General features: G+C 71.3%; 25 protein-coding genes. 8 read left to right on the forward strand and 17 right to left on the reverse strand.

Annotation, left to right across the window (positions count from 1 at the left end):
- The first annotated feature begins 137 nt into the window (after window positions 1-137).
- Window positions 138-710 carry a GNAT family N-acetyltransferase gene (locus ACFYXA_RS21535; protein ID WP_352246682.1) on the forward strand — a complete coding sequence of 191 codons (573 nt, stop codon included), beginning with the start codon at window positions 138-140 and terminating at the stop codon, window positions 708-710.
- 22 nt (window positions 711-732) lie between these two features.
- Here ACFYXA_RS21535 and ACFYXA_RS21540 read toward each other — a convergent pair whose 3' ends face one another.
- From ACFYXA_RS21540 to ACFYXA_RS21570, 7 genes are all read right to left on the reverse strand, one after another.
- On the reverse strand, window positions 733-2,304 hold the full coding sequence (locus ACFYXA_RS21540; protein WP_389035148.1) for a type VI secretion protein: 1,572 nt from the start codon (window positions 2,302-2,304) through the stop codon (window positions 733-735).
- Window positions 2,305-2,319: 15 nt separating this feature from the next.
- Window positions 2,320-3,750: an ATP-binding protein gene (locus tag ACFYXA_RS21545; protein ID WP_130441746.1), complete on the reverse strand. Its 1,431-nt coding sequence runs from the start codon at window positions 3,748-3,750 to the stop codon at window positions 2,320-2,322.
- A gap of 9 nt (window positions 3,751-3,759) precedes the next feature.
- On the reverse strand, window positions 3,760-5,301 hold the full coding sequence (locus ACFYXA_RS21550; RefSeq protein ID WP_389036142.1) for an SCO6880 family protein: 1,542 nt from the start codon (window positions 5,299-5,301) through the stop codon (window positions 3,760-3,762).
- A 23-nt stretch (window positions 5,302-5,324) separates the two neighbouring features.
- Window positions 5,325-6,656, reverse strand: a complete 1,332-nt coding sequence (locus ACFYXA_RS21555; RefSeq protein WP_351334661.1) for a hypothetical protein — start codon at window positions 6,654-6,656, stop codon at window positions 5,325-5,327.
- Window positions 6,646-7,464: a hypothetical protein gene (locus tag ACFYXA_RS21560; protein WP_389035151.1), complete on the reverse strand. Its 819-nt coding sequence runs from the start codon at window positions 7,462-7,464 to the stop codon at window positions 6,646-6,648. The genes ACFYXA_RS21555 and ACFYXA_RS21560 overlap by 11 nt, the downstream gene beginning before the upstream one ends.
- 196 nt (window positions 7,465-7,660) lie before the next feature.
- Window positions 7,661-7,969: a hypothetical protein gene (locus ACFYXA_RS21565; RefSeq protein ID WP_004000049.1), complete on the reverse strand. Its 309-nt coding sequence runs from the start codon at window positions 7,967-7,969 to the stop codon at window positions 7,661-7,663.
- 318 nt (window positions 7,970-8,287) lie between these two features.
- The gene (locus tag ACFYXA_RS21570; RefSeq protein ID WP_389035154.1) at window positions 8,288-8,644 is read right to left on the reverse strand and encodes a hypothetical protein; all 357 of its coding nucleotides are present in this window, start codon (window positions 8,642-8,644) and stop codon (window positions 8,288-8,290) included.
- Between the two features lie 401 nt (window positions 8,645-9,045).
- Here ACFYXA_RS21570 and ACFYXA_RS21575 point away from each other — a divergent pair, with 401 nt between their 5' ends.
- The 3 genes from ACFYXA_RS21575 to ACFYXA_RS21585 all read left to right on the forward strand — a co-directional run bounded on the left by ACFYXA_RS21575 (window position 9,046) and on the right by ACFYXA_RS21585 (window position 11,966).
- A complete protein-coding gene (locus tag ACFYXA_RS21575) occupies window positions 9,046-9,813 on the forward strand; it encodes a trypsin-like serine peptidase (RefSeq protein ID WP_389035157.1) in 768 nt (255 codons plus the stop codon).
- Between the two features lie 182 nt (window positions 9,814-9,995).
- Window positions 9,996-11,003: an NlpC/P60 family protein gene (locus tag ACFYXA_RS21580; RefSeq protein ID WP_389035160.1), complete on the forward strand. Its 1,008-nt coding sequence runs from the start codon at window positions 9,996-9,998 to the stop codon at window positions 11,001-11,003.
- 246 nt (window positions 11,004-11,249) lie between these two features.
- Window positions 11,250-11,966: a phosphatase PAP2 family protein gene (locus ACFYXA_RS21585; protein ID WP_389035163.1), complete on the forward strand. Its 717-nt coding sequence runs from the start codon at window positions 11,250-11,252 to the stop codon at window positions 11,964-11,966.
- Between the two features lie 73 nt (window positions 11,967-12,039).
- On the opposite strand, the gene ACFYXA_RS21590 is transcribed toward ACFYXA_RS21585, so the two are convergent.
- Together ACFYXA_RS21590 and ACFYXA_RS21595 are read right to left on the reverse strand one after the other, a co-directional pair.
- Entirely contained in the window at window positions 12,040-13,602 is a 1,563-nt protein-coding gene (locus tag ACFYXA_RS21590; protein WP_389035166.1) for an FAD-binding oxidoreductase, read from the reverse strand.
- A gap of 130 nt (window positions 13,603-13,732) precedes the next feature.
- Window positions 13,733-13,918: a hypothetical protein gene (locus ACFYXA_RS21595; protein WP_351091863.1), complete on the reverse strand. Its 186-nt coding sequence runs from the start codon at window positions 13,916-13,918 to the stop codon at window positions 13,733-13,735.
- Window positions 13,919-14,000: 82 nt separating this feature from the next.
- Between ACFYXA_RS21595 and ACFYXA_RS21600 the strand changes: the two genes are divergently transcribed.
- The gene (locus ACFYXA_RS21600) at window positions 14,001-14,897 is read left to right on the forward strand and encodes a hypothetical protein (RefSeq protein WP_389035169.1); all 897 of its coding nucleotides are present in this window, start codon (window positions 14,001-14,003) and stop codon (window positions 14,895-14,897) included.
- Between the two features lie 183 nt (window positions 14,898-15,080).
- The gene (locus tag ACFYXA_RS21605; RefSeq protein ID WP_165430427.1) at window positions 15,081-15,245 is read left to right on the forward strand and encodes a hypothetical protein; all 165 of its coding nucleotides are present in this window, start codon (window positions 15,081-15,083) and stop codon (window positions 15,243-15,245) included.
- A gap of 30 nt (window positions 15,246-15,275) precedes the next feature.
- On the opposite strand, the gene ACFYXA_RS21610 is transcribed toward ACFYXA_RS21605, so the two are convergent.
- The gene (locus ACFYXA_RS21610; RefSeq protein WP_352246670.1) at window positions 15,276-15,644 is read right to left on the reverse strand and encodes a metal-sensitive transcriptional regulator; all 369 of its coding nucleotides are present in this window, start codon (window positions 15,642-15,644) and stop codon (window positions 15,276-15,278) included.
- 225 nt (window positions 15,645-15,869) lie between these two features.
- Between ACFYXA_RS21610 and ACFYXA_RS21615 the strand changes: the two genes are divergently transcribed.
- Both ACFYXA_RS21615 and ACFYXA_RS21620 read left to right on the forward strand, forming a co-directional pair.
- Window positions 15,870-16,490, forward strand: a complete 621-nt coding sequence (locus tag ACFYXA_RS21615) for a DUF47 family protein (RefSeq protein WP_352246668.1) — start codon at window positions 15,870-15,872, stop codon at window positions 16,488-16,490.
- Between the two features lie 7 nt (window positions 16,491-16,497).
- Window positions 16,498-17,496 carry an inorganic phosphate transporter gene (locus tag ACFYXA_RS21620; RefSeq protein WP_352246667.1) on the forward strand — a complete coding sequence of 333 codons (999 nt, stop codon included), beginning with the start codon at window positions 16,498-16,500 and terminating at the stop codon, window positions 17,494-17,496.
- A 128-nt stretch (window positions 17,497-17,624) separates the two neighbouring features.
- Here the strand turns inward: ACFYXA_RS21620 and pstB are convergent, their stop codons facing one another.
- The 7 genes from pstB to ACFYXA_RS21655 form a co-directional block, all read right to left on the reverse strand.
- A complete protein-coding gene (pstB, locus tag ACFYXA_RS21625) occupies window positions 17,625-18,401 on the reverse strand; it encodes a phosphate ABC transporter ATP-binding protein PstB (protein WP_130441772.1) in 777 nt (258 codons plus the stop codon).
- 75 nt (window positions 18,402-18,476) lie between these two features.
- Window positions 18,477-19,526 (reverse strand): phosphate ABC transporter permease PstA, encoded by a 1,050-nt coding sequence (gene pstA / locus ACFYXA_RS21630; protein WP_389035174.1) that lies wholly within the window; start codon window positions 19,524-19,526, stop codon window positions 18,477-18,479.
- Window positions 19,523-20,587, reverse strand: coding sequence for a phosphate ABC transporter permease subunit PstC (gene pstC, locus ACFYXA_RS21635; RefSeq protein ID WP_352246665.1), 1,065 nt, complete (start codon window positions 20,585-20,587; stop codon window positions 19,523-19,525). Before pstC ends, pstA begins: the two co-directional genes overlap by 4 nt.
- 134 nt (window positions 20,588-20,721) lie before the next feature.
- The gene (pstS, locus tag ACFYXA_RS21640) at window positions 20,722-21,849 is read right to left on the reverse strand and encodes a phosphate ABC transporter substrate-binding protein PstS (RefSeq protein WP_352246664.1); all 1,128 of its coding nucleotides are present in this window, start codon (window positions 21,847-21,849) and stop codon (window positions 20,722-20,724) included.
- Between the two features lie 290 nt (window positions 21,850-22,139).
- Window positions 22,140-22,559, reverse strand: coding sequence for an NUDIX hydrolase (locus tag ACFYXA_RS21645; protein ID WP_352246663.1), 420 nt, complete (start codon window positions 22,557-22,559; stop codon window positions 22,140-22,142).
- A 178-nt stretch (window positions 22,560-22,737) separates the two neighbouring features.
- On the reverse strand, window positions 22,738-23,949 hold the full coding sequence (locus tag ACFYXA_RS21650) for a CHAD domain-containing protein (RefSeq protein ID WP_389035179.1): 1,212 nt from the start codon (window positions 23,947-23,949) through the stop codon (window positions 22,738-22,740).
- On the reverse strand, window positions 23,930-26,152 hold the full coding sequence (locus ACFYXA_RS21655; protein ID WP_351091846.1) for an RNA degradosome polyphosphate kinase: 2,223 nt from the start codon (window positions 26,150-26,152) through the stop codon (window positions 23,930-23,932). Before ACFYXA_RS21655 ends, ACFYXA_RS21650 begins: the two co-directional genes overlap by 20 nt.
- Between the last annotated feature and the right edge of the window lie 24 nt (window positions 26,153-26,176).

Consider the following 26,176-nt stretch of genomic DNA (forward strand, 5'->3'; position numbering starts at 1 on the left):
GCGCCGATGGTACTGCAGGGGGGACCCTGTGGGAGAGTAGGACGCCGCCGAACAATCATTGGGAAAACCCCCGCACCTCACGGTGCGGGGGTTTTTTCGTTTTACGGCCCTGTCGGGCCCGTAATACGGTGACCGGCATGAACTATGTGATCCGGTCCGTGCGTCCCGACGAATGGGCTCTCGCCAGGGAGCTGCGACTGCTGGCGTTGCAGGATCCGGTCGCGCACCTCGCTTTCCTGGAGACGTACGAGGAGGCGCTGGCGAAGCCGGACTCGCTCTGGAAGGAGCGCACGGCGGGGGTCGCCGAAGGTTCGGACACCGCTCAGCAGCTGGTCGCGATAGCCCCGAGCGGGGAATGGGTGGGCACGGCGACCGTGCTGGTCGAAGAGGCCGGGGTCGAGGACTGGGCGGGATTCCCGGTCGAGCGGCGTCAAGGGCATGTGGTCGGGGTGTTCGTACGGCCCGACGTGCGGGGGATCGGACTGACCGAGGTGCTGTTCGACGCTGTGCTCGACTGGGCCTGGGGACGTGAGGTGGAGCGGGTGCGGCTCCTCGTGCACGAGGAGAACGGACGGGCGCAGGCCTTCTACCGCCGGGTGGGGTTCCGGCCCACCGGGGTGGTCGTTTCCGTGCCGGCCCATCCCGACGCCCGCGAACTGGAGTTCGTACTGGAGCCGGCAAGCGAGCGGGGCCCGTCCGAGGTGAGTTGACGGTCTGCCCGGACGCCGGCGGTCAGACGGGCAGTTCCGTGTGGGGCCAGCGGGAGCGGGCCTGTTCGCGGGAGCGGAGCAGGGCCAGGGTGGGCAGGCCCGCGTCGGCGCCGGCCGCCAGGAGGTCCGGGAGCTGCGGGATCGGCGCCACGGCCGCCACGTCGTCCAGGACCAGCGTCAGTGGTGGGTCGAGGCGACCGGAGGATGACCGTTCGGCCATGCGCCGGCCGCGCTCGACCACGCTGGAGACGAGGGCCGTCAGGAGCGGCATGGCGCCGGGATCGCTCCTCGGGTCCTCGATGGAATTGCCGAGCACATAAAGCGTTCCCCCTTCGTTCACGAAGGAATCCAAGGCGAGGGCATCACTTCGGTCGGGAGTGCATGCCTCGCGGATGTTCACCGTGGAGAGCGCGGCGAGGGCACGGGTCGTCAGCTCGTGGGCGATGTCCCGGCGTTCGGGATGTGACGTGAGAGCGGCTTCGAGCTCGCCGGCCGAACCAGGGGCCGCCTTCGGGTTGGTGCGCAGGGCACGGACGGCTTCCTGGACGCCTGAGCCCTGCGACCAGCGGTGGACGTGCCGGATGGTGCGGCCGTCGACGGCGGCGGCGTGCAGGTAGCTGCGGAGGAGCGTTTCCGCGGTGTCGGCGACTGCTTGGTCCAGACGGGCCGTGGGGCGTACGGGGGTGAGGAGGGCGGCGGCTCGCCCTGCCGCCGTCGCCTTGTCCGCGCAGCCGGCCGTCGGGGACCAGTGGAGGCGGGCCGGGGTGTCGCAGAGGTGGGCGGGGTCGTAGAGGAGGACGGGGCCGAGTTTGGCGCGGGCGTCCTTCGTGTCGTGCCAGAGGGCCGGTGCGGAGGTGACGACGAGGAGGGGGCCTTCCGCGTCGCGGACGGCGCGGGCGGCCGTGGCCTGGCGGATCTCTCGGGAGCCGTAGAGGACAGGGCCTTCGGGGCGAGGCGGCGTCGTGGGCAGCACCGCCGTGGGCTCGGGGAGCTGCTGCGGGACGGCCGCGGTCACGGCGACCTTCGTCGCGGAGGGCGGAGTCGGGTCGGCTGACGGTGCTTCGGCCTGCTCCCATGCAGTAGCCGCACTGGTCGCAGCAGTTCCCGTGGCCGGTGGCTCGTGTCGCTCCGGTGGGGGTGCCGTCGCCGTCACCATCCGGTCCAGGGCCGCCGCCCTCTCCGCCTTCCTGCGTGCCCGGACCGCCCGCCACCTGGCCACCGTCCCCAGCACGAACACCGTGAGGACGAACACCAGCATCAGCTGGCCGATGAACAGCCCCCAGAAGAGGCCGTACCCGGAGAGTTCGGCGGGGTGGGCCTGCGGCCAGGCGCCGGCGATGTCGTGGGGCCGGCCGACGAGGTGGCGCATGGCCAGGGGCGTGCGGGTGAAGGTGACGCCGGCGGGCCAGGAGCCGTGCGCGAAGAGTGCGGCAAGGCCGGTGGCCGTCCAGACGAGCAGGGTCATGCCGAGCAGGAAGCCGAGTATGCCGACCAGGAGGCCGTCGGGGACGCCCCCTGTCTGCGCCGGCCGGCCGCCTCCCGGGCCCGCGTCCCGGTGGTGCCGCTGGTGACGGTGGTCGTCGGTCGGTCTCATGGCCCGGGGACCGCCTTACGCGACCGTCGACTCGGACGAGGACGAACCGTCCAGGTCGGCCATGTGCTGTTCCATGAAGGCCGCCGCCCGTTCCTCGGCCTCCCGCTCGGCGGCGCGCAGCGCGTCGTCGGCGGACAGGTCGACGGAGGACTCCGTCATCGCGCGGTCGGTGAAGACCACGGGCCGTTCGGTCTCGGTGACCAGGTGTTTGACGACCTGGACGTTGCCGTTGACGTCCCAGACGGCGATGCCGGGCGTCAGGGTCGGGATGATCTCCACGGCCCAGCGCGGCAGGCCCAGGACGCGGCCGGTCGCGCGGGCCTCGTCGGCTTTCTGGGCGTAGATCGTCCGTGTGGACGCCATCTTGAGGATCGCGGCGGCCTCCTTCGCCGCGGCTCCGTCGACCACGTCGGACAGGTGGTGGACGACGGCGACGAAGGACAGACCGAGCCGGCGGCCGAACTTCAGCAGGCGCTGGAACAGCTGGGCCACGAAGGGGCTGTTGATGATGTGCCAGGCCTCCTCGACCAGGAAGATGCGCTTCTTCCGGTCGGGGCGGATCCAGGTGTGCTCCAGCCACACGCCGACGATCGCCATCAGGATCGGCATGGCGATGGAGTTGCGGTCGATGTGGGAGAGGTCGAAGACGATGAGGGGGGCGTCGAGGTCGATGCCGACGGTGGTCGGTCCGTCGAACATGCCGCGCAGGTCGCCGTCGACCAGGCGGTCCAGGACGAGCGCCACGTCCAGGCCCCAGGCCCGTACGTCGTCTATGGCGACGTTCATCGCCTCCGCGGACTCCGGTTCGGGGTGGCGGAGCTGTTCGACGATGTCGGTCAGGACCGGCTGGCGGTCGACGATCGTCTGGTTGACGTAGGCGTGGGCGACTTTGAGGGCGAAGCCGGAGCGTTCGTCCAGGCCGTGGCCCATCGCCACCTCGATGATGGTGCGCAGCAGCGCGAGCTGGCCCGTCGTGGTGATCGAGGGGTCCAGCGGGTTGAGGCGGATGCCGTGGTCCAGGGCGGCCATCGGGTCCAGGCGGATGGGGGTTATTCCCAGCGCCTGCGCGATGAGGTTCCATTCGCCGACGCCGTCCTCGCCCTGGGCGTCCAGGACGACGACCTGGCGGTCGCGGAAGCGCAGCTGGCGCAGGACGTACGTCTTCTCCAGCGCCGACTTGCCGTTGCCGGACTCGCCGAGGACCAGCCAGTGCGGTGCCGGGAGCTGCTGGCCGTACAGCTGGAAGGGGTCGTAGATGTAGCCCTTGCCGGAGTAGACCTCGCGGCCGATGATCACGCCCGAGTCGCCGAGGCCGGGGGCGGCGGTCGGGAGGTAGACCGCCTGGGCCTGGCCGGTGGAGGTGCGGACCGGCAGGCGGGTCGTCTCGACCTTGCCGAAGAGGAAGGACGTGAAGGCGTCGGTGAGGACGGACAGCGGGTCCCGCATGTGAAGCCCCTACCTTCGGATGCCGGTGGCGAACGGGAGCGTGTTCACGAACGCGCGGTGGTGTTCGCGGTCGCACCACTCCAGCTTCAGGTACGACTTGCCCGCCGACGCCCTGATGGTGCGCTTGTCGCGGGCGAGGGCCTCGGGGTTGCGTGAGGAGACGGTGATGTAGCCGACGAGGTTGACGCCGGCGGCGCCGGAGGCGAGGTCCTCGCCGCGCTGGTCGAGGCGGGAGTGGGCGGCCACGTCGCGGGGGTCGACGGTGCGGTTCATCTTGGCGGCGCGGCTCGCCTCGGCCTCGTCGTTGGTCTTCTCGGTCAGCATGCGTTCGATGGCGACCTCGGTGGGTTCGAGGTCCATCGTCACGGCGACGGTGCGGATGACGTCCGGGGTGTGGACGAGGAGCGGGGCGAGGAAGTTGACGCCGACGGGCGTCATCGGCCACTCCTTGATCCAGGCGGTGGCGTGGCACCAGGGGGCGCGGGTGCTGGACTCGCGGGTCTTGGCCTGGAGGTAGGTGGGCTCCATGGCGTCGAGCTCGGCCGGCCAGGCGTTGCGCCGGGTCATCGCCTGGATGTGGTCGATGGGGTGGTCCGGGTCGTACATGGAGTGGACGAGCGAGGCGAGGCGGCCCTGGCCGAGGGGCTGGCGTACGCGGATGTCCGCCTCCTGGAGGCGGGAGCAGATGTCGGTCAGCTCGCGGGCCATGACGACGGCGAGGCCGGCGTCACGGTCCAGTTTGCGGCCGTTCTGCGGGCGGGCGGCGCGGGCCATGGCGTGGGCCTCGGCGGCCAGTTCGCGCGTGTAGTGCATGCAGGCGACGAGGTAGGCGCGGTGCTGCTCGCTGCTCGTGGACACCATGGACTGGAGCTGGTCGTACGAGGTCTGCAGCCACGGCAGGGACTTGTCGTCGCCGCGCTGGGCGACGTCCTTGGCGTGGGCGTCGGGGTCGGCGGGCAGGGTGCGGGCGAGCATCTGGATGCGGGTGACGAAGCCGTCGCCGTTGGCCACGTGCTTGAGCAGGGTGCCGAAGCGGTCGACGAGGGCTTCCTGGTCCTCGCTGTCGCGCAGGCCGACGCCGGGGCCCTCGATCTCGATGGCGGCGGTGACGGTACGGCGGTCGGCGTGCAGGAGGACGGCGATCTCGTCGGGGCCGAAGGGGGCGGCGAGCCAGGTGATGCGGCCGATGCCGGGGGGCGGGCCGATCTCGATCTCCTGGCCGTCGAGGCGGGTGCCGGCCTCCATGGCGGCCGAGCGGTAGACGGTGCCCTGGCGCAGGGTGCGCTTGTAGCTGCGGTTGATCTCGAACCACTTGTAGAACGTGCGGTGCTTGTACGGCACGTAGACCACGGCGAGGGCGAGCATCGGGAAGCCGGCGAGCAGCACGATCCGCAGGGCGAGGAGGGGGACGAGAAGTCCGCACATCATGCCGAGGAACGCGCCGACGACGATGAGCGCGATCTCGCCGCTCTCGCGGTTGCGTCCGACGATCGCGTTCGGCCGGGCGCGGCCGATCAGATATGTACGGCGGGGCGCGATCGCGTGGGACACATGGCCCACGTGGGAATCAGCCGTCAACGCCCTTCACCTCCCGTGCGGTTGTTGCGGGTGTTGCCGGCGTGCGGGGTGTTGACCGGGCTGCTGGAGCGGGGTGCGGGTGCGGCGGAGGGGGCGGATCCGCCGCCTCCGCTCGAGGGGCGTGTGCTGTGTGCGGCGACGCCGCCGGCGGCCTGGTTGGCCTGGCGGGGGCTGCTGGAGCCGGAGGCCGCCGAGCCGCCGCCGTTGCTGTCGGCGCGGGTGCTGTGCGTCTTGATGCCCTGGGCGACGAGGGTCGCCGGGGAGCTGATGACGGCGGCGGCCTTGCCTTCGGCGCCCTGCATGATGCGGTTGTTGCGGGAGCCGGCGATCTCGTCGCCGAAGCCGGGGACGAAGCGGTAGATCATGGCGCTGGCGAAGATGGCCAGCAGGATGATCGACAGTCCGGACACGACGGCGCCGAAGGCGTCCGGGCCGTCGTCCGCGGAGAGGGCGCCGGCGAGGCCGAGCACGATCACGATCACCGGTTTGACCAGGATGACGGCGATCATGATGCCGGCCCAGCGGCGGACGTGGCCCCACAGGTTCTTGTCGACGAGGCCCGCGTAGACGACGGTGCCGAGGAGGGCGCCGACGTAGAGCAGGGCGGCCCTGATGACGAGCTCCAGCCAGAGCACTCCGGCGGCGAGGACGGAGACCAGGGAGACGACGATCAGCATGATCGGGCCGCCGCCGATGTCCTCGCCCTTCTCCAGGGCGGCGGAGAACGTGCCGAAGAACGTGTCGGTCTGGTTGCCGGTGGTCTTGGCGAGGACGTCGGTGAGGCCGTCCGTCGCGGAGACGACGGTGTAGAGGATCAGGGGGGTGAAGGCGGAGGCCAGGACGGTGAGCCAGAGGAAGCCGACGGCTTCGCCGATGGCGGTGGTCAGCGGCACGCCGCGCACCGCGCGCTTGGAGACGGCGAGCAGCCACAGCAGGAGCGTCAGGACGGTGGAGGCGGCGAAGACGACGGCGTACTGCTGGAGGAACTTGGGGTTGGTGAAGTCGACGTTCGCGGTGTCCTTGACGGCCTCGCTGAGCTTGTCGACGGTCCACGCGGCGGCGTCGGCGCAGCCCCTTGCCAGGGAGGAGAGGGGGTCGAGGGTGTCGGAGACGCCGGGGTTGGTGGTGGTTCCGGTCCTTCGGTTGCCGCGCTCGCAGTACTTCTGGGCTTCGCCCGAGATGATGCTGCAGTCGAAGCTGGTCGAGGGGGACGGCGAGGGGCTGGGGCTCGGCGCGGCGAAGGCGCGGCCGGCCAGCAGCACGGCCGAGGTCTGGACGGCCGTGACCACTCCGGCGAGCCGGAGCACGCGGTGCGGCTTACCGGGCATACGTGAACCCTCCGTACTCCTCGATGGCCTTGCTGATCTCGTCGGAGGCGGCGGCCTTGTCGTCGCCGGGGACCGGGGCGGGGCCGTCCGTCTGATCGTCGGTGACGATCTTCCAGTCTCCGCCGGACCACCGGAGGTCGAAGGTCCAGGTCTTCCACGACGAGGTGACGGGGTCGGTGGACTTCTCCCCTGACATGCCGATCAGGCCCAGGTACCAGACCGAGACCTTGGCCGTGGTGTCGGTGTAGGTCCGGACGGTGGCGCCCACGGGGACGACGCGGGAGACGAACGTGTTGCCCTGCGGTGCGTTGCCGTCTGCGTCGAGGCCCAGCTTGGCGAGGAAGTCGGCCGAGTAGGCCTGGTCCATGGGCGCCTTGAGCTTGGTGGCGGCGTCGGCGGTGTAGACGGTGGTGAGGATGGTGTGCCGGCTGTCCTTCCGGAACATGTCGGTCGAGCCGAGCGTCACGGCGTAGTTGGCGGCCGCCGACTGGGCGCCCTGCTCGTTGCGGGCGAATCCCGAGGGAATGCCGGAGGCCTTCGTTCCCACCGGCTTCGTGCCTGTCGCCGCCGTCGTCGACGACTTCGGCTTGTCGGTGTCGCCGGCTGCGGTGGAGGAAGGGGAGTCCTCGCCTCCGCGGTTCGCGAAGGCGATCGCGGCGATGAGGAGGACGACGACGCCGACGACCGTCACCAGGCTGCGCGAGCTGGAGCGGGCGGGGCGTTGGGCGCCGCCGTAGGGGTCGGACTCGGGCAGGCGCATCCGCGTGCGCGTGGGCTCGCCGTAGTCGTGTTCGTCGCCGGGACTCATGCCGTGTACGCCCCCTCGTTGCCGTACCTGCCGTACCGGAACGCCTCGAAGTACGACGGTAGCCGTGCTGGTTCCCGCGCGGGCGCGGTGTGGTGACTCGACATCAGGGAAACGCAACCTCAGCCGGTGGGCACGACGGGTGGGTGGGGTCCGGGGGCCGGGCGTGCCCGGACGGGACGGGGACGGGCGGGGCGGGCTACACGGCCATCCCGTACACGATCGTGAACAGTGTGCCGAGTGATCCGATGATGAAGACGCCCGTCAGCCCGGCGATGATGAGGCCCTTGCCCTGCTCGGCGCTGAAGGTGTCCCGCAGGGCGGTCGCGCCGATGCGTTGCTTGGCCGCGCCCCAGATGGCGATGCCGAGGCAGATGAGGATGGCGACCGCCATCACGACCTCGATCATCACCTTCGCCTCGTTGCCCAGGCTGCCGAAGGGCCCCCAGTCCGGCGCGATTCCGCCGATGATGGTGTTGATGTCTCCCTTGTCGGCCGCAAAGAGCATGTAAGTCACCGCCCCTGGTGGGTAGTTCCACGGGCCTCTGCGGGTGTGCAGAGGTCAGCCATCATTCTCGCCGACAAAGCCGCCGTCGCATGTCGACTTGGCGTCAATCGTGAGCGGGATTCGTACGAATAGCTCGTACGGTTACTCTGTGTATCACGGCAGGTCACGCCGGGCAATGAGGTCGTCGCGGAACCTGAGGTGTGGTTCCGTCGTTGACCCACTTCTCAGCCCTGGCACCGGGTCTGACGGCTGGTCGGGTGAGCTTCCGCGTCGATGTTCTCATGCGCGGGAGGGACCGCGGGGGCGGGCGACGGCCGGTCAGATCCGGGTGCGGCGGCGGTGGTAGTGGACGGTGACCGCGGCCAACAGGGGTCCCCAGGCGACGAGGGGGAGGTAGCAGGCGTTCAGGATCCACTGGCCCCACGGGGTGACGTCCATGTGCGCGTGGAGGGTGGTCCACACGAGGAGGACGCCGTACACCGTGCACGCGAGGGCACCGAGTGCCGCGGGGACGACGGCGGCGAGGACGGGGACCGGCCGGCCGCCGAGGTACGGGATCCAGCGGGGCCACACCTCGCCCCACGGCCGGATCAGCCCGTACGTCAGCCAGGCGAGGCCCTCCTGGGCCAGGGACAGCAGGGGGAGGAGCAGCAGGCCCCAGCCGGGGATGAGCATGGCGTCGTACTCGGACTGGCGCAGCCCCAGCGGTACTCCGAGGACGACGGCGATGCGCCATAAGGAGGACGGGAGGTTGACCCACAGGACCGCTGCGGCCGCCCGCCGGGTCCAGGCGGGGACGTCGGGGCGGGGGCGGAGGGGCAGGGCGGGCGCGGGGACGGCGTGCGTCACGGGGGCTCCTGGTGGACTGGGCCGGACTGCGGACGCCGTACATGCTGACGGTCGCGCCCCGCCGCCCACGTCGCCCCTGAGGGCCGACCCCGTACGTCTTGAGAGCCGGCTCGGGGCGGTCCCCGGTACCCCTGTGGGGCTCCGGGGTCTCCCCCTCGTACGGGACGACAGGCCGGGGACAGCCTCCTCTGACCTGGCTCTCACTTTCCGGGGTAACAGTGACCCCGATGAAGCGCACTCGTACCGGTCGTCGCCCGTACGCCCTGCTCTGCGTCCTCGTGCTGCTCGCCGCCACCTCGGCCTCCGAGGCGGTCGCCGGGGACGGACCGGGGCCCCTCGGTGTGACCGCCGCCGCGCGGGCGACGGCGCGCACCGTGCGGGTGGGTGCGCTGTTCGACCGGCCGGGCGGCGACCTCGCCGGCGGGCACTTCTGCACCGCGTCCGTCGTCCGCAGCCCGCACCGCGACCTGGTGGTGACGGCGGCGCACTGTCTGGCGGGGCGGGGCGCTCTGTACTTCGCTCCCGGGTACCGCGACGGGAAGGCCCCTTACGGGATGTGGGAGGTGGAGCGGGTGTTCCTGCCCGCCGGGTGGAGGGAGGGGCGGGCCGATGACGAGGACAGCGACGTGGCGTTCGCGGTGCTCGCCGGGCAGGGGGACGGTCAGGAGGTCGAGGACGTCGTCGGCGGCAACCGGTTCGTCACCGGTTCGGTGACCGGCGCCGGTGTCGTGACCGTGACCGGCTATCCCGACGCCGCCGAGGCCCCGTTGACGTGCTCCAACCGCCCTGTGGCCCGCAGCGCGACCCAGCAGCGCATCGACTGCCCCGACTTCACCGGCGGGACGAGCGGGAGCCCCTGGGTGAACGGTTCGGGTGACGTCGTCGGCGTCCTCGGCGGACACGAGCAGGGGGGCGCCACGGCCGACGTCTCGTACAGCGTGGTGCTGGGCGGCGGGGCGGGCGCGTTGTACCGGGAGGCGGCGGCCGATCCCTGACGGACGGCGGGTGCGGCGGGGACGGCTGGGGTGGGGCGGGGACGGCGGGGACGGCGGGGGCGGGGCGGCGGCGGTATCGCGTCAATGGCGGGCCCGCGGGCTGCGGGGGCCCCGGTTGCGCCGGTTTCCCGGGGGGAAACTCATAGACTGGCGCGGGCGTAATCCGGCTGGGCGAGGGGCGGTTGACGGTGCGTAAGGCATGGATCGTGGCAAGTGCCGCCGCTGCGGTGGGGCTCAGCTTCGTGATGCTGCTCGTCGTCGGCGTGTACATGGTCGCCGGGAACATCGTCAACGGCGTGGGCGGCGGGAGCGTCGGGCTGGCCAAGGGCGCGGTGCCGGCCGCCTATGCGGCGCTCGTTCAGAAGTACGGAAACCTCTGTCCCGCGATCAACCCGGCCCTGCTGGCGGCGCAGTTGTACCAGGAGAGCGGATTCAACCCGAACGCCAAGAGTCCGGCGAAGGCGCAGGGGATAGCGCAATTCATCCCAGGCACCTGGGCCACGCACGGCGTGGACGGCGACGGCGACGGCGACCGCGACGTCTGGGACCCGAATGACGCGATTCCATCGGCCGCGAAGTACGACTGCACCCTCGCCGCGTACGTGAAGAAGGTGCCCGGCGACCCCACGCACAACATGCTCGCGTCCTACAACGCGGGTGCGTACGCGGTCATCAAGTACGGGGGTGTGCCGCCGTACCAGGAGACCCGGAACTACGTGAAGACGATCACGACGCTGGCGAAGAGCTTCGCCGCTCCCGTCACCCGCGTCGATCCCTCCAAGCAGGCCGCCGGGGCGATCTACTTCGCCCAGAAGAAGCTCGGCACGCCGTATCTGTGGGGCGGGAACGGCACGCCTGATCAGGGCGGACGGTTCGACTGCTCGGGGCTGACCAAGGCGGCCTACGAGAGCGTGGGGATCACGCTCCCCCGGGTGGCCAACGACCAGTACAACGCCGGCCCGCACCCCGCGCGGGACGAACTGCTGCCGGGGGACCTGGTGTTCTTCTCGACGGACAAGACCAACTCCCGGGCCATCGACCACGTGGGGATCTACGTCGGCGGCGGCTACATGATCGACGCGCCGTTCACGGGCGCGGTGATCCGGTTCGACCCCATCGACACCCGCAAGTACTTCGGCGCCACCCGGGTGACCGAAGATGGCGCGAAAGCGCTCCCCGCGACCGTCTGAAGGGTCCGGTAACGCACCGTCTGAGCTGCGAGGACCATCTCCCTTCGATAACGTCTGAGTGATCATTCGGTGGAGAGTGGAACGTATCGACGGGAGACGTGCGTTCCTGTTGACGTAGCCCAGCGATGCTTGTGACCGGCGTACCTGTCCCGTACTGGCGGAAGCGGATCTACGAACCACGGGGGTGGGCACGAGCGGCGTGCGTGAGGCGCGCCGGGCAACATCACGACGAAGGGCCGCAGCACCATGGCTGGACTCGCCGCATCCGGGTCGAACCCCGACGTCGACCTGCTCTACGACATCAACGGCCTCGCCAAGGACGCGCCCCACTGGCTGGACCGGATCGTGGAGTTCGTCGGCGAGTACGGACTGCTGCTCGCGATGATGCTGCTGATCGTGGGCTGCTGGTGGACCGTGCGCCGCAGACCGGTCGGCGTGGAGGAGGCCTCGGCGTCCGTGGCCGCGCTGGTGTGGGCGCCGCTCGCCGCCGCGGTCGCGGTGCTGGTGAACGTGCCCATACGCGGGTTCGTCGAGCGGCCCCGGCCGTTCCTCGACCACGAGGGGCTGGAGGTGCTGGTCTCCGGCAAGACCGACTACTCGTTCGTCAGCGACCACGCGACGATCACCATGGCGATGGGCGTCGCGCTGTTCGTCGCCAACCGCCGGTTCGGGATCGCCGGACTCGTGCTGGGCCTCGTCGAGGGCTTCTGCCGGGTGTACATGGGTGTGCACTACCCGACCGACGTGATCGGCGGGTTCGCGCTCGGCACCGCCGTGGCGCTGCTGCTGTCGCCGCTCGCCTCGATGCTGCTGACGCCCCTGCTGCGCGCGGTGGACCGCTCGCCCCGGCTCGGCTGGGTCGTGCGGAGCCGCTCGGCGCGGGAGGCCTCGGACGGGCGGGACGCCGTGGTGCCGGGGGCCCGGATGGAGGCCGCCAGCCGGGAACGGGACCTGGCCGCCTAGGGGTAGCGAAGCCAACTGCCGAAGGGGCGGGGCCGGTCGTGCGACTGGCCCCGCCCCTTTGCTCTGTCCGCGGTCACAGGCCCTGTGGGTAGGAGAAGACGCCCTTGGGGTCGTATTGCTTCTTCAGCTGCGTCAGCCGGGGCAGCGCGGCGCCGTAGTAGGCCTTGCGCCAGTCGGCGAGGGCGGGGTCGGCGTAGTTCTGGTAGGCGGCGCCCGAGTCGTACGGGGTCATCGCGCGGTGCGCCGAGGTCAGCCAGGCCTGGGCGGCGGCGCCGCTGGTGCCGGCCCGCCAGGACGCGAGGTACTGGGCCAGCATGCGGGAGCGGCGGTGGACGAAGGCGGTGGCCGTGGGGGAGACGCGGTTGACCGCGCCGCCCAGCGCGGTCAGCGCGATGCTGCCGGAGCCGCCGCGGACGGCGGTCAGCTGCCTGAGCAGCGTCTGGATGCCCGCCGCCGACAGCGAGCGGTCGAAGAAGGCCGAGCGGGCCGCGTACGTCTCCCGGGCCAGCTTGCCCTGCGGGGAGCGGCCGGGGGTCGCGCCGGGCAGGTGGCACTGGGCGTCGGCGGTGAACGAGGAGCAGCCGGCGTAGATCTCCATGGCCTCCTCGTAGCCGCGGCGGCGCAGGGACACGCCGGTGGCGGGGGCGCCCACGCGCGAGGCCAGGCGGTCCACGGCGTTCTTGAGCTCGCCGTAGGTGCCGATGGAGAAGGCGGAGACGGAGATCTTCGGGCTGCCGCCGGGGGTGTTGGCGAGGTGGAGGGAGGACCAGATCTCGTCGGGCTGGGACGGGCCCCACTCCTGCCAGGCCTTCAGCACCGCCGCCGCCTTCGACCAGGGCCAGGTGAGGTGGCAGGTGACGGCCTGTGGCGCGGGGTGGGTCTTGAAGTGCAGTTCGGTGACCACGCCGAAGTTGCTGTTGCCCGCGCCGCGCAGGGCCCAGAACAGGTCCTTGTTGGTCGTGGCGTCGGCGGTGAGCTCCTTGCCGTCCGCCGTGACGAGTGTCGCCCGGGTGAGACTGTCGCAGGTCAGGCCGTAGGCGCGGGAGACCACGCCGTGGCCGCCGCCGAGGACCAGGCCGGAGACGCCGACCGTGGGGCAGGAGCCCGCCGGGATCGTCACGCCCTTGGCGGCCAGCGCCCGGTAGACGTCGATCAGCTTCGCGCCGGCGCCGACGACGGCCGAGCCGCCGCTCGCCCGGACCCGGTTCAGCCGGGAGACGTCGAGGATCAGCCGGCCTTCACCGGAGGACCAACCGCCGTAGGAGTGGCCGCCGTTGCGGATGGCGATCCTGACGCCGTGCGCGCGGGCGTAGCCGAGGGCGGTACGGATGTCGGCGGCGTGGGCTACGTAGGCGACCGCGGCCGGCTTGAGCGTGTCGAAGCGGGTGTTGTACAGCTGGCGGGCCGCGGTCCAGGAGGCGTCGCCGGGGCGGATCAGGGTCCCGTCGAGGTCGCGGGCGAGGGCCGCCCAGTTCGCGGCGGCCGCCGCGCTCGCCGTCCGCATCGAGGCGCCGGCGGTCCGGCTGCCGTCGGCCGGGCTCCCGGCTGTGCCGATGCCGCCGCCCGGCCGGCGGGCGTCCGCCGCGGCCGCCGCGAACGCGGCCGCGCCGCCCGCGATGAACATACGTCGTTGCATGTCGTCGTCCCCCCTGCGCGTCCACCCGCGCGCGTACCGTGCCTTCGGCGCGCGGCGCGCGCCGTCAAGGAGCGAGACGGCGGCGCGGAGTCAGGGGTTCCACCGGGGGAGCTTCGGGCGCCCTGCGCGGTCAGCCGTGGGCGTGGCGGTCCGCGTCGGAGCGGGCCGTGCTGCGGGCCCTGCGGGCCGGGCCGCGCCAGCCGCAGGTGCAGCGGGCCAGACAGAAGCGGCCTTCCTCGACGGTGGTGGTGCGGTGTTCCCCGCCGGGCGCTTCTTCCGGGCCGGGATGCGGGGTTGAGCCGTTCTGCTGGGTCACGAAAAGAACGCTACCCACCTTCGGTCGTTGAACCGGACGACATGGGCCCGTGACGGACGTACCGGCTGGGGGTAGACAGGCGATGGCGCAGCGGCAGCAGCGGCGGTGGGGATCGGCGGTCGTCGCGGGGCTCATGGCCGGGGTCTGCGCGGCCGGGCTCTGCGCCGGCGCGGCCGGGTGCTCCGCCGACGGGGGCGACGGCGAGGACGACCGCGCGGCGGACCGTGCGGCCCCGATGAGCGCCGATCCGGTGCGCGCGCTGCGGCAGGCCGCCGACGCGCTGGTGGCGGCGGGCAGTTCGAAGGCCCGCACGTCGATGGAGATGGCCACCGGCGGCACCCGGGTGACCATCCGGGGCGAGGGCGTCTACGACTACCGCCGGCGGCTCGGTCGGTTGGAGGTCGTGCTGCCGCAGGACCCCGCCGGCTCCAGCGGACGCCGGCCCATCACCGAACTCCTCACGCCGGGCGCGCTGTTCATGAAGAACCGGGGCGCGGGCGTGCCCGCCGACAAGTGGGTGCGGGTGGACACGGCCACGCTGCACGACGGCAACCTGGTGACCGGCGGCGCCACCGACCCGTACGCCGCCGCCGAGGTGCTGCGGGGGGCGCGCGACGCGACGTACGTCGGCAGGACCCGGCTCGCGGGGGTCGAGGTGCGGCACTACCGGGGGACGGCCGACCTCGCGGCGGCCGCCACGGTCGCCTCCGGGGACGGGCGGAGCGCGCTGGGCGCGGCGGCGAAGGGGTTCGCGACGGCCCGGGTGCCGTTCGACGTCTATCTCGACGAACAGGGGCGGATCCGCAAGGTCAGGCACCGCTTCGGGTTCGTCAACGGCCGTCAGGCAGGGGCGCGGGGGGCCTCCGGCGCGGTCGTGGCGGTCGCCTCGACGACGTGGCTGTACGACTTCGGGGTGCCCGTCGACGTACGGCTCCCGGCGGCCGGGGACATCTACGCGGGGCGGATCGCCGAGGAGTGAGGCACGGGAAGCCGGGGAGAGCGGCGACAAGAACTAGCCCGTCCGTGCCATGCGCGGGGCGTGCGCCCCTCCCTACGCTAGGGCGTGTCGCGAAATACTCGCCTGCCGCGCGCTCCGGGCGGACGACGCCGTTTTCGTGACACACCCTAGGGAGCCGGTGACGGCAGAGACGAGGTGATGCGCGTGGCTCCGGTCGGCGGTACGGCGGTTCAGGACCACGAGGCCCTCGCCGAGATCGAACTGTGCGGCGAGCTGATCATCGCGGCCTCGGAGGCCGGGGAGCGGCTCAGCATGGAGAGCATCGACGAGGTGCTGCGCGTCGGCGAGGAGCGGAACGCCACGGGGTGAGCCCGCTCACGGGGAGGCGTTCACCACAGCTCAGGTCCGCAGCAGGCGGGCGATGGCCTTCGTGGCCTCCTCGACCTTCGCGTCGATCTCGTCGCCGCCCCTGAGGGCCGCGTCCGCGACGCAGTGCCTCAGGTGCTCCTCCAGGAGCTGGAGGGCGAAGGACTGCAGGGCCTTGGTGGAGGCGGAGACCTGCGTGAGTATGTCGATGCAGTAGGTGTCCTCGTCGACCATCCGCTGCAGGCCCCTGATCTGGCCTTCGATGCGGCGCAGGCGCTTGAGGTGCTCGTCCTTCTGCTTGTGGTACCCGTGCACGGCCGGGGCCGCCCCGGGCGCGGCGGTCGGCGCCTCGGCGCCGGTCCGGACGGCGGTTGTCGCGTCCGTCGCGTGCGTGGCGTCCATCGCTTCCTCCATACAGATACCCCTCCTGGGTATATGGTACCGAACTTCGGCGGGTAGGAGCGCCTGTGGCCGTCGCACAGGACGGCCGGTGGACCGGACCGCTCGGCAGCCCCGCTGCCGGTCGCCCCGCATGATGGGTGACACTGGGGGACGGCCCATTAGCCGTGGCCGGATGATGCGCCTAGCATCAGCCTGACCGAAACCGATGCATCCTGAGGACCCCACGTGCGCTTTCGTCTGACCCCCAGGGAGACGAGCTTCTACGACATGTTCGCCGCGTCCGCGGACAACATCGTCACCGGCTCGAAGCTCCTGATGGAACTGCTCGGGGCGGACACCGCCGGCCGGGCCGAGATCGCAGAGCGGATGCGGGCCGCGGAACACGCCGGTGACGACGCCACCCACGCGATCTTCCACCAGCTCAACTCCTCGTTCATCACGCCGTTCGACCGCGAGGACATCTACTCCCTCGCCTCGTCGCTCGACGACATCATGGACTTCATGGAGGAGGCCGTCGACCTGGTCGTCCTCTACAACGTCGAGGAACTGCCCAAGGGCGTCGAGCAGCAGATCGAGGTGCTGGCGCGGGCGGCGGAGCTGACCGCCGAGGCCATGCCGCATCTGCGGACCATGGAGAACCTCACCGAGTACTGGATCGAGGTCAACCGGCTGGAGAACCAGGCCGACCAGATCCACCGCAAGCTGCTCGCCCACCTCTTCAACGGCAAGTACGACGCCATCGAGGTGCTGAAGCTCAAGCAGATCGTGGACGTGCTGGAAGAGGCGGCGGACGCGTTCGAGCACGTGGCGAACACGGTGGAGACCATCGCCGTCAAGGAGTCCTGAACCCTTCATGGACACCTTCGCGCTGGTCGCGACCATCGGCGTCGCGCTCTTCTTCACGTACACCAACGGCTTCCACGACTCGGCGAACGCCATCGCCACGTCGGTCTCCACCCGGGCGCTGACCCCGCGTGCGGCGCTCGCCATGGCCGCCGTGATGAACCTCGCAGGCGCCTTCCTCGGCTCCGGCGTCGCCAAGACCGTCAGTGAGGGGCTCATCGAGACACCTCACGGCTCGACGGGGATGGGCATCCTCTTCGCGGCGCTGGTCGGCGCGATCACGTGGAACCTCGTCACCTGGTACTTCGGCCTGCCGTCGTCGTCGTCGCACGCGCTGTTCGGCGGCATGGTGGGCGCCGCGCTCGCGGGCGGGACGACGGTGTACTGGGACGGGGTGCTGGAGAAGATCGTCATCCCCATGTTCGTGTCGCCGTTCGTGGGTCTGATCGTCGGCTACCTGGTGATGACGGCGATCCTGTGGATCTTCCGGAAGGCCAACCCCCACAAGGCCAAGCGGGGCTTCCGCATAGCGCAGACCGTGTCCGCGGCCGGCATGGCGCTCGGACATGGTCTCCAGGACGCCCAGAAGACGATGGGCATCGTGGTGATGGCGCTGGTCATCGCCGATGTGGAGAGCTACGGCGACCCGATCCCGGTCTGGGTCAAGATCGTGTGCGCGGTGATGCTGTCGCTGGGCACCTACGCGGGCGGCTGGCGCATCATGCGCACCCTCGGCCGGAAGATCATCGAGCTGGACCCGCCGCAGGGCTTCGCCGCCGAGACCACCGGCGCGTCGATCATGTTCACCACGGCGTTCCTGTTCAAGGCGCCGATCTCGACGACCCATGTCATCACCTCGGCGATCATGGGCGTGGGCGCGACCAAGCGGGTCAACGCCGTGCGCTGGGGCGTCGCCAAGAACATCGTCCTCGGCTGGTTCATCACGATGCCCGCTGCGGCGGCCGTCGCGGCGGTGGCCTTCTGGCTCGTGAACCTGGCGTTCCTCTAGGAACCCGGAACACACGCGCGGACACGCGGACACGGACAAGGCCCGCCCCCCGGAAGCCAGGGGGGCGGGCCTTCGGCCTCACGGTGGCACCGCCATGCAGCACCGCGAGGGGCTCGGCTCCGGCCGGCTCAGCCGAAGCGGCCGGAGATGTAGTCCTCGGTGGCCTGGACCGACGGGTTGGAGAAGATGCGTTCCGTCTCGTCGAGCTCGATCAGCCGGCCGGGCTGGCCGACCGCGGCCAGGTTGAAGAAGGCCGTGCGGTCGGAGACGCGGGCCGCCTGCTGCATGTTGTGCGTCACGATGACGATCGTGAACCGCTCCTTCAGCTCGCTGATCAGGTCCTCGATGGCGAGCGTCGAGATGGGGTCGAGGGCGGAGCAGGGCTCGTCCATCAGCAGGACGTTCGGCTCGACCGCGATCGCGCGGGCGATGCACAGCCGCTGCTGCTGACCGCCGGACAGGCCCGAGCCGGGCTTGTTCAGGCGGTCCTTCACCTCGTTCCACAGGTTCGCGCCCTTGAGGGACTTCTCCACGATGTCCGGCAGCTCGGACTTCTTGTGCTCGCCGTTCAGGCGCAGGCCCGCCGCCACGTTGTCGAAGATGGACATCGTGGGGAAGGGGTTCGGGCGCTGGAAGACCATGCCGACCTCCCGGCGCACCGACACCGGGTCCACGCCCGCGCCGTACAGGTCCTCGTCGTCCAGGAGGACCTTGCCCTCGACGCGTCCGCCGGACGTCACCTCGTGCATGCGGTTGAGCGTGCGCAGGAACGTCGACTTGCCGCAGCCGGAGGGGCCGATGAAGGCCGTCACCGAGCGCGGCTCGACCGTCATCGAGATGTCCTCGATCGCTTTGTGGGAGCCGTAGTACGCGGTCAGTCCGCTGACGTCGATTCGCTTGGCCATGGCTACTGCTTCACTTCCAGTCTCGGTCGCTGCGGCCGCGTCGGCGACCGGTTACTCGGCTGATGCCGCACAGGGTCATCGGGGGGCCTTCCAACGGGCGAGGCCGCGGGCCACCAGGTTCAGGATCATCACGAAGGCGATCAGCGTGAGCGACGCCGCCCAGGCACGGTCGTACGCCGCCTGGGAGCCCGCGCTCTGCGAGTACTGCTGGTAGATGTACAGCGGCAGCGACGCCTGCGCGCCCTCGAAGGGGTTGGCGTTGATGAACGGGTTGCCGAAGACCAGGAGCAGCACAGGCGCCGTCTCGCCCGCGATACGGGCCACCGACAGCATGACGCCGGTGATGATGCCGCCGATGGAGGTCGGGACGACCACCTTCAGGATGGTGCGCCACTTCGGGACGCCGAGGGCGAGGGAGGCCTCGCGCAGCTCGTTCGGGACGAGCTTGAGCATCTCCTCGGTGGAGCGGACCACCACCGGCATCATCAGGATGGCCAGGGCGAGCGAGCCGGCGAAGCCGAACGGCTGCATGTCGAACATCAGCATCAGGCTGAGGATGAACAGGCCGGCGACGATCGACGGGATGCCCGTCATGACGTCGACGAAGAAGGTGACGGCCCGGGCGAGGTTGCCGCGCCCGTACTCCACCAGGTAGATCGCGGTGAGCACGCCGATCGGGGCGCCGATCAGGGTGGCGAGGCCGACCTGCTCCAGGCTGCCCAGGATGGCGTGGTAGATGCCGCCGCCGGGCTCGGAGTCGGCGACGACGCCCATGGAGTGGGTCAGGAAGTAGACGTCCAGGACCTTCAGGCCGCGCTGCACGGTCGCCCAGATCAGGGACGCGAGCGGGACCACGGCGAGGAGGAAGGCGACCCAGACGAGCGCGGTCGCGATGCGGTCCTTGGCCTGGCGGCGGCCCTCCACGCGCGCGGCGACGCCGTAGGTGCCGAGCAGGAAGAGCAGACCGGCGATGAGGCCCCACTGGATGCGGCTGTGCAGTCCGGCGGCGAGGCCGATGCCCACGGCCAGGGCGGCGGAACCGGCGGCGACGGCCGGTGAGGTCCACTTGGGCAGGGTCGCGCCGCGCAGGCTGCCGGGACGCTTGTCGAGAACGGCGTTGCTCATGCGTTGGCCCCCGAGTACTCCTTGCGGCGGGCGATGATCGCGCGGGCCGCGCCGTTGACCAGCAGGGTGATGACGAACAGGACCAGGCCGGACGCGATGAGCGCGTCACGGCCGAACTCGGTCGCCTCGTTGAACTTGCTGGCGATGTTCTGGGCGAAGGTGCCGCCGCCGGGGTTGAGCAGGCTGGCGTGGATGTCGAAGTCCGGGGAGAGCACGGTGGCGACGGCCATCGTCTCGCCGAGGGCGCGGCCGAGGCCGAGCATGGAGGCGGAGATCACTCCGGAGCGGCCGAAGGGCAGCACCGCCATGCGGACCACCTCCCAGCGGGTGGCGCCGAGGGCCAGGGCGGCTTCCTGGTGCATCTGCGGCACCTGGCGGAAGACCTCGCGGCTGACGTTGGTGATGATCGGCAGGATCATGATGGCGAGCAGGATGCCGACGGTGAGCATGGAGCGCGGGGCGCCCTGGTCCCAGGAGAAGATCCCGGTCCAGCCCAGGTAGTCGTCGAGCCAGCCGAACAGGCCGTCCAAGTGCGGTACGAGGATCAGCGCGCCCCACAGGCCGTAGACGATGGACGGCACGGCGGCGAGCAGGTCGACCACGTAGGCGATCGGGCCGCTCAGCCGGCGCGGGGCGTAGTGGGTGATGAACAGCGCGATGGCGACGGCGACGGGCACCGCGAGGACCATCGCGACGACCGACGAGACCACGGTGCCGAAGGCGAGCACGGCGATGCCGAACTTCGGCGGGATCAGGTTGGTGTTCCACTCGAACGCGGTGAGGAAGTTCGCCTCGTCCTTGCTGATGGCGAGGGAGGCGCGGTAGGTCAGGAAGACCGCGATCGCCGCCATGATCGCCAGCAGCAGGATGCCCGACCCGCGGGTGAGGGTGAGGAAGATCCGGTCGCCGGGCCGGGTGGCGCCGCGGGCGGCGCGCTTCAGCTCTGCCGTGCCGGGGGCGCCCGGCGTGTGCGGCGCGACCGGGTCGCCCGGTCCGCCCCGTGCGGACGTCGGGGGCGGCGGCTCGGCCGGGTTCTGTGACTTCTTCGTCGATATGTCCATGGGGTTCTCCGGTCTGCGGAGCCGCTCGGGGTGGGCGGCTCGGGCGGGGCCGGGAGTGCGGACGGCCCCTGGCGGCGGTGCACCGGACGGTGCGGTCCGGACCGGGTCGCCCCGGCGCCGGACCGCACCACGGATCAGCTCAGGCCCTCGACGGTGGAGCGGACCTTGGTGATGATGGCGTCGGGGATGGGCGCGTAGTCGATGCCCGAGAGGATGCTCTGACCCTGCTCGCTGGCGATGTAGCGCAGGAACGCCTTGGTGGCGGGCAGAGTCGCGGCCTTGTTGCCCTTGTCGCAGACGATCTCGTACGTGACCAGCGTGATCGGGTAGGCGCCCTCGGACTTGGTCGCGTAGTTGATCTTCAGCGCGAGGTCGCTGCCGGTGCCGACGACCTTGGCGTCGGCGATGGCCTTGGTGGCGCCGTCGGAGGAGGCCTTGACCGGGGCCGCGGCGCCGGTGTTGATGGCGACCGTACCGAGGCCGTCCTTGGCGTACGACAGCTCCATGTAGCCGATCGCGCCGTTGGTCTGCTTCACGCCCTGGGCGACGCCGGAGGAGCCGGACGCGGACTGGCCGCCCTTGGCCTGCCAGGCCTTGCCGCCCTCGTACGGCCAGTCGCTCTTGGCGGTGGCGATCAGGTACTTGGTGAAGTTGTCCGTGGTGCCGGACTCGTCCGAGCGGTGGTACGGCTGGATCTTCAGGTCGGGCAGGCTGGCGCTGGGGTTGAGCTTCTTGATCGCCGGGTCGTTCCAGTTGGTGATCTTGCCGTTGAAGATCTTGGCGATCGTCGGGGCGTCCAGGACGAGGCCGTCGACGCCGGAGAGGTTGTAGGCGACGGCGATCGGGCCGCCGACCATCGGCAGGTCGATGCCCTGGCCGCCGGAGCAGACCTGCTTGGAGGCGGTGACGTTCTCGGGCTTCAGCGCGGAGTCGGAGCCGGCGAAGGCGACCTGGCCCTGCGTGAACGCGGTGACGCCGGCGCCGGAGCCGGAGCCCTTGTAGTTGACCTGGACCCCCTTGCAGGCCTGCGTGAAGTTCTTGACCCAGGCGTCGATCGCGTTCTTCTGCGCGGACGAGCCGTCGGCGAGCAGCTGACCCTTGGCGTCGTCGCACTTGACGTCGCTCGCCGCCGCCGCGGGAGAGCTGCCACCGTTCGTGCCGGAGCCGGTGTCGTCGGAGCCGCACGCCGTGAGGGCCAGGGCGCCGGAGACGGCGAGAGCACCGAGGGAGAGGGCCCGCCGGTTCATGCGCTGAAGCTTCACTTGAGGGAGATCCTTCCAGGAGCCGCCGTCCTGAATCCGGCGGCGTGCGAAAGTTCGGTGGTCCGTCGGCGTCCATGAGGGCGCGCGCCGCACCGGGTAAGGCCGAAATTAGGCAGAACAGGTGAAGGCGTCGATGGGCGTGAATGAACGGGGGGTGAACCCCTGTGGTCGGCCTGGTTAGCCGCGGCCGAGGTGACGGAACGCTCACGTCCAGGACACGGGGCGGACACGGGGCGGGCGGGATACGGCTGGGGCACGCGGGGCGTCCCGGTGCGGCGTTCCGGGCGGCGCTATGCGAGGTGCAGGGCGGTCAGCAGGGCGTCCACGAGGGTGCGGTCCCTCGGCTGGGTGAGGCGGTCGCGGGCCGCAGCCGGGGACAGCCACAGGATGCGGTCGACCTCGTCGTTGCTGGTGAAACGGCCGCCCGTCGCCTCGGCCGCCCAGTAGTGGACCTCCTTGGGGCGGCCCTGCGCGAGGTAGCGCACGGTGGGCAGCCGGGCTCCCGGCAGCGCCGTGTAGCCGGTCTCCTCACCCACCTCGCGCACGGCGCCCGACAGGGGGCCCTCGTCGCGTTTCAGCTTGCCCTTCGGGTGCGACCAGTCGTCGTACTTCGGGCGGTGAACCAGACATATCTCCAGCTCACCGCCGATCGGCGAACGGCGCCACAGGACACAGCCCGCGGCCTGGACGGGGGGTCGGGGAACGGGCACGGTCGCCGCCTCCTGACGGGGTGGGAGGTCGTGAGCGGGGCGGTCGTGGGCCGGGCGGTCGTGGGCCGGGGTGTCGTGCGGTCCGCGGGGCGGCAGGTCGTGGGGTGGGAGGGCATGGGGTGGGAGGTCGTGGGGTGAGGTCTCCCGCACGGTGGGGGCTCCTCTCCGAGGCGCTCGGCTAGGTGCTGGTGCCGACGGTCTGCTTCTGCCACGAACGCTGGAAGGCATACCGGGCCGCCTCCACCTCGTGCCGCTGGTCGGCGTGGAGCACGCCGAGGGCGTACGCGGTCGCCGGGGCGATCCTCGGTGTGCGGGCCGCCTGAGCGGCGGCGGCAGCGGCCTCCGCCGCGTCGCGGTGCCGGTCGAGGGCCTCGCCGGCGGCGAGCACCCGTGCGTCGACGGGCACGCGGTCGCCGTTGTGCAGGACCTCCAGGGCGTACCGGTGCAGGCGCAGCAGCAGCCGGACCTGGTGCCAGGGGGTGTCCTGCGGATGCGGGGCGGGGTCCGGGGAGAGGCCGTGGACCAGGGCTTCCGCGTTGTAGGGGTGGCCCGCGGTGACGAGGGGGAGCGCGACGACGGCGTCCGTGAGGCGCTCCTCGGCGGCGGCTGCGAAGGACCGCAGGTCGGCGCCCACGGCGGCGGGCGCGAGCGGGACCTCGCTGGCGAGCACGGCCACCTGGTCCGCGACGGCGTGGAAACGGGAGCTGCCCAGGGCCTGGAGTGCGGCGGAGTGCGCGCGGGTGCGGGCGAGGTTCAGCTGCCGGTCGAGCAGGGCGCCGGCCTTCACGGCCCCGACGGTGAGATGGGCGCGGTCGGGGAGCGGGGGGTGGGGGGAGGTGAGCGTGGCGGCTGCCGTGACGGCGGTGACCGTGGCCGTGGGGCTCGCCGGGCTCGTGGGGGTGGGGGCGCCGACGGGCGCCGCCTCGGTCAGGTCTGCGGGCTGCCGTGCCGGGGCCGACGACGGCACAGGGGGTGTGGGGGGCGTCGGGGACGTGCCCGAGAGGCGGTGGAGGGCCAGGAGGAGGCGCTCCAGGCGGGCTTCGCAGGCGTGTTCCTGGGCCAGCGTGCCCGACAGCCAGGAGAGTTCGGGGCGGATCTGCTCCGACCAGCCGGGATCGAGGAGCGGACGGAAGGTGTGCAGGGTGCCGCTGATGCGGCGGGCGGCGCGGCGCAGGGCGCGCGCCGCGTCGGGCGAGTGCCCGGCTCCTCCCGCGCGTGGCTGCGCCCGGCCGGCGGCGCCCCCGCCGCCGTACGGTGCGCCGCCGCTCTCCTGGTGCAGGCGCAGGGCGCGGAGGAACTCCACGGCCTGCGCCCGGAGGTAGCCCGTCAGGGCGTCCTCCGCGACGGGCGCGGCCGTGGAGTCCGTCAGTTCATGGTGTCGCTGTGCCACGCCGGCGCCTCCGGGCGTCTATGAGCATCTCCTGGACGTTGCGCAGGGGCTGGCCGTCCGCGTCGGTCGAGTGCCGGGTCCACTCGCCGTCCGGGCCCAGGTGCCAGGACGCGGTCCCGTCCGACATGCCGGTCTCCAGCATCCGGTTGAGCGCGGCCCGGTGAGCCGGGTCGGTGACCCTGACCAGCGCCTCGATACGGCGGTCGAGGTTGCGGTGCATCATGTCGGCGCTGCCGAACCACACCTCGGGCTCGCCGCCGTTGCCGAAGGCGAACACCCGGGAGTGCTCGAGGAAGCGGCCGAGGATCGAGCGGACGCGGATGTTGTCCGACAGGCCGGGCACCCCGGGCCGTACCGCGCAGATGCCGCGCACCCAGACGTCGACCGGCACGCCCGCCTGGGACGCCCGGTAGAGGGCGTCGACGATCGCCTCGTCCACCATGGAGTTGACCTTGATGCGGACGTACGCGGGCCGTCCCGCGCGGTGGTGCTGGATCTCCTTGGTGATCCGGGAGACCAGCCCGTCGCGCAGCGACTTGGGGGCGACGAGCAGCCGGCGGTAGGTCTCGCGGCGGGAGTAGCCGGAGAGCCGGTTGAACAGGTCGGAGAGGTCCGCGCCGACCTGCTGGTCGGCGGTGAGCAGGCCGAGGTCCTCGTACAGCCGGGCCGTCTTCGGGTGGTAGTTGCCGGTGCCGACGTGGCTGTAGCGCCGCAGGGTCTCGCCCTCCTGGCGGACCACCAGGGACAGCTTGCAGTGCGTCTTCAGGCCGACCAGGCCGTAGACGACGTGACAGCCGGCCTCCTCCAGTTTGCGCGCCCACTTGATGTTGGCGTGCTCGTCGAAGCGGGCCTTGATCTCGACCAGCACGAGGACCTGCTTGCCGGACTCGGCGGCGTCGATGAGGGCGTCGACTATCGGGGAGTCGCCGGAGGTCCGGTACAGGGTCTGCTTGATCGCGAGGACGTCCGGGTCGGCGGCGGCCTGCTCCAGGAAGGCCTGCACGGAGGTGGAGAAGCTGTCGTAGGGGTGGTGCAGCAGCACGTCCCGGTTGCGCAGCGCGCCGAAGATGTCCGGCGGGCTCGCGGACTCCACCTCGGCGAGGTCGCGGTGGGTGCCGGCGATGAACTTCTTGTACTTCAGTTCGGGCCGGTCGAGGCCGTGGATGCGGAAGAGGCCGGTGAGGTCCAGCGGGCCGGGCAGCGGGTAGACCTCCGCCTCGCTGATCTTCAGCTCGCGGACGAGGAGGTCCAGGACCTCGCGGTCGATGGACTCCTCCACCTCCAGGCGCACCGGCGGCCCGAAACGGCGCCGCATGAGCTCCTTCTCCAGCGCCTGGAGCAGGTTCTCGGCGTCGTCCTCCTCGACCTCGAGGTCCTCGTTGCGGGTGAGGCGGAAGGCGTGGTGCTCCAGCACCTCCATGCCCGGGAACAGCTCCTCCAGGTGCGCGCCGATGACGTCCTCGATGGGGACGTAGCGGCCGGGGGAGCTCTCCAGGAAGCGGGACAGCAGCGGCGGCACCTTGACGCGCGCGAAGTGCTTGTGGCCGCTGACGGGGTTGCGGACGACGACCGCGAGGTTGAGCGAGAGACCCGAGATGTACGGGAAGGGGTGCGCCGGGTCGACCGCGAGGGGGGTCAGGACCGGGAAGATCTGGTGCCGGAACAGCGTGAAGAGGCGGGCGCCCTCCTTCTCCGTCAGCTCGCTCCAGCGGACCAGGTGGATGCCCTCCTCCGCGAGGGCGGGCGCGATGTCCTCGTGGTACGTCGCCGCGTGCCGGGCCATCAGTTCGCGCGAGCGGGCCCAGATCATCTCCAGCACCTCGCGCGGCTGGAGGCCGGAGGCGGAGCGGGTGGCCACGCCCGTGGCGATCCGTCGCTTGAGACCGGCCACCCGGACCATGAAGAACTCGTCGAGGTTGCTCGCGAAGATGGCGAGGAAGTTCGCCCGCTCCAGCAGCGGCGTGTTCGGGTCCTCGGCGAGTTCCAGAACGCGCTCGTTGAACGCGAGCCAGCTGCGCTCCCGGTCGAGGAAGCGCCCCTGCGGCAACAGGGCCCCGTCGGCCTGTGCCTCTTCGTAGGCGTCGAGATCGGCGTCGATGTCGGGTTCCAGGTCGGAGACCGCGGCGGCCACCGTGTGCGGGCGGTGCGCGGCTATGGAACCGACGGAGGGCTGCGCGTGCTGTGCCTGGGTGTTCTGGCTCATGAACCCATTGTTCCGCGTCAGAGC

Source organism: Streptomyces sp. NPDC002566, from assembly GCF_042889585.1.
Taxonomy (GTDB): Bacteria; Actinomycetota; Actinomycetes; order Streptomycetales; family Streptomycetaceae; genus Streptomyces.

What these genes read in the sequence shown, in the direction of transcription:
- pstC (WP_352246665.1), bottom strand. Translation starts at nt 20,587, where the DNA reads ATGGACATATCGACGAAGAAGTCACAGAACCCGGCCGAGCCGCCGCCC.
- ACFYXA_RS21535 (WP_352246682.1), top strand. Translation starts at nt 138, where the DNA reads ATGAACTATGTGATCCGGTCCGTGCGTCCCGACGAATGGGCTCTCGCC.
- ACFYXA_RS21655 (WP_351091846.1), bottom strand. Translation starts at nt 26,152, where the DNA reads ATGAGCCAGAACACCCAGGCACAGCACGCGCAGCCCTCCGTCGGTTCC.
- ACFYXA_RS21590 (WP_389035166.1), bottom strand. Translation starts at nt 13,602, where the DNA reads ATGCAACGACGTATGTTCATCGCGGGCGGCGCGGCCGCGTTCGCGGCG.
- ACFYXA_RS21570 (WP_389035154.1), bottom strand. Translation starts at nt 8,644, where the DNA reads ATGCTCATCCCCGGCTGGGGCCTGCTGCTCCTCCCCCTGCTGTCCCTG.
- pstB (WP_130441772.1), bottom strand. Translation starts at nt 18,401, where the DNA reads ATGGCCAAGCGAATCGACGTCAGCGGACTGACCGCGTACTACGGCTCC.
- pstA (WP_389035174.1), bottom strand. Translation starts at nt 19,526, where the DNA reads ATGAGCAACGCCGTTCTCGACAAGCGTCCCGGCAGCCTGCGCGGCGCG.
- ACFYXA_RS21585 (WP_389035163.1), top strand. Translation starts at nt 11,250, where the DNA reads ATGGCTGGACTCGCCGCATCCGGGTCGAACCCCGACGTCGACCTGCTC.
- ACFYXA_RS21565 (WP_004000049.1), bottom strand. Translation starts at nt 7,969, where the DNA reads ATGCTCTTTGCGGCCGACAAGGGAGACATCAACACCATCATCGGCGGA.
- ACFYXA_RS21610 (WP_352246670.1), bottom strand. Translation starts at nt 15,644, where the DNA reads ATGGACGCCACGCACGCGACGGACGCGACAACCGCCGTCCGGACCGGC.
- ACFYXA_RS21600 (WP_389035169.1), top strand. Translation starts at nt 14,001, where the DNA reads ATGGCGCAGCGGCAGCAGCGGCGGTGGGGATCGGCGGTCGTCGCGGGG.
- ACFYXA_RS21620 (WP_352246667.1), top strand. Translation starts at nt 16,498, where the DNA reads ATGGACACCTTCGCGCTGGTCGCGACCATCGGCGTCGCGCTCTTCTTC.
- ACFYXA_RS21555 (WP_351334661.1), bottom strand. Translation starts at nt 6,656, where the DNA reads ATGCCCGGTAAGCCGCACCGCGTGCTCCGGCTCGCCGGAGTGGTCACG.
- ACFYXA_RS21575 (WP_389035157.1), top strand. Translation starts at nt 9,046, where the DNA reads ATGAAGCGCACTCGTACCGGTCGTCGCCCGTACGCCCTGCTCTGCGTC.
- ACFYXA_RS21540 (WP_389035148.1), bottom strand. Translation starts at nt 2,304, where the DNA reads ATGAGACCGACCGACGACCACCGTCACCAGCGGCACCACCGGGACGCG.
- ACFYXA_RS21560 (WP_389035151.1), bottom strand. Translation starts at nt 7,464, where the DNA reads ATGAGTCCCGGCGACGAACACGACTACGGCGAGCCCACGCGCACGCGG.
- ACFYXA_RS21545 (WP_130441746.1), bottom strand. Translation starts at nt 3,750, where the DNA reads ATGCGGGACCCGCTGTCCGTCCTCACCGACGCCTTCACGTCCTTCCTC.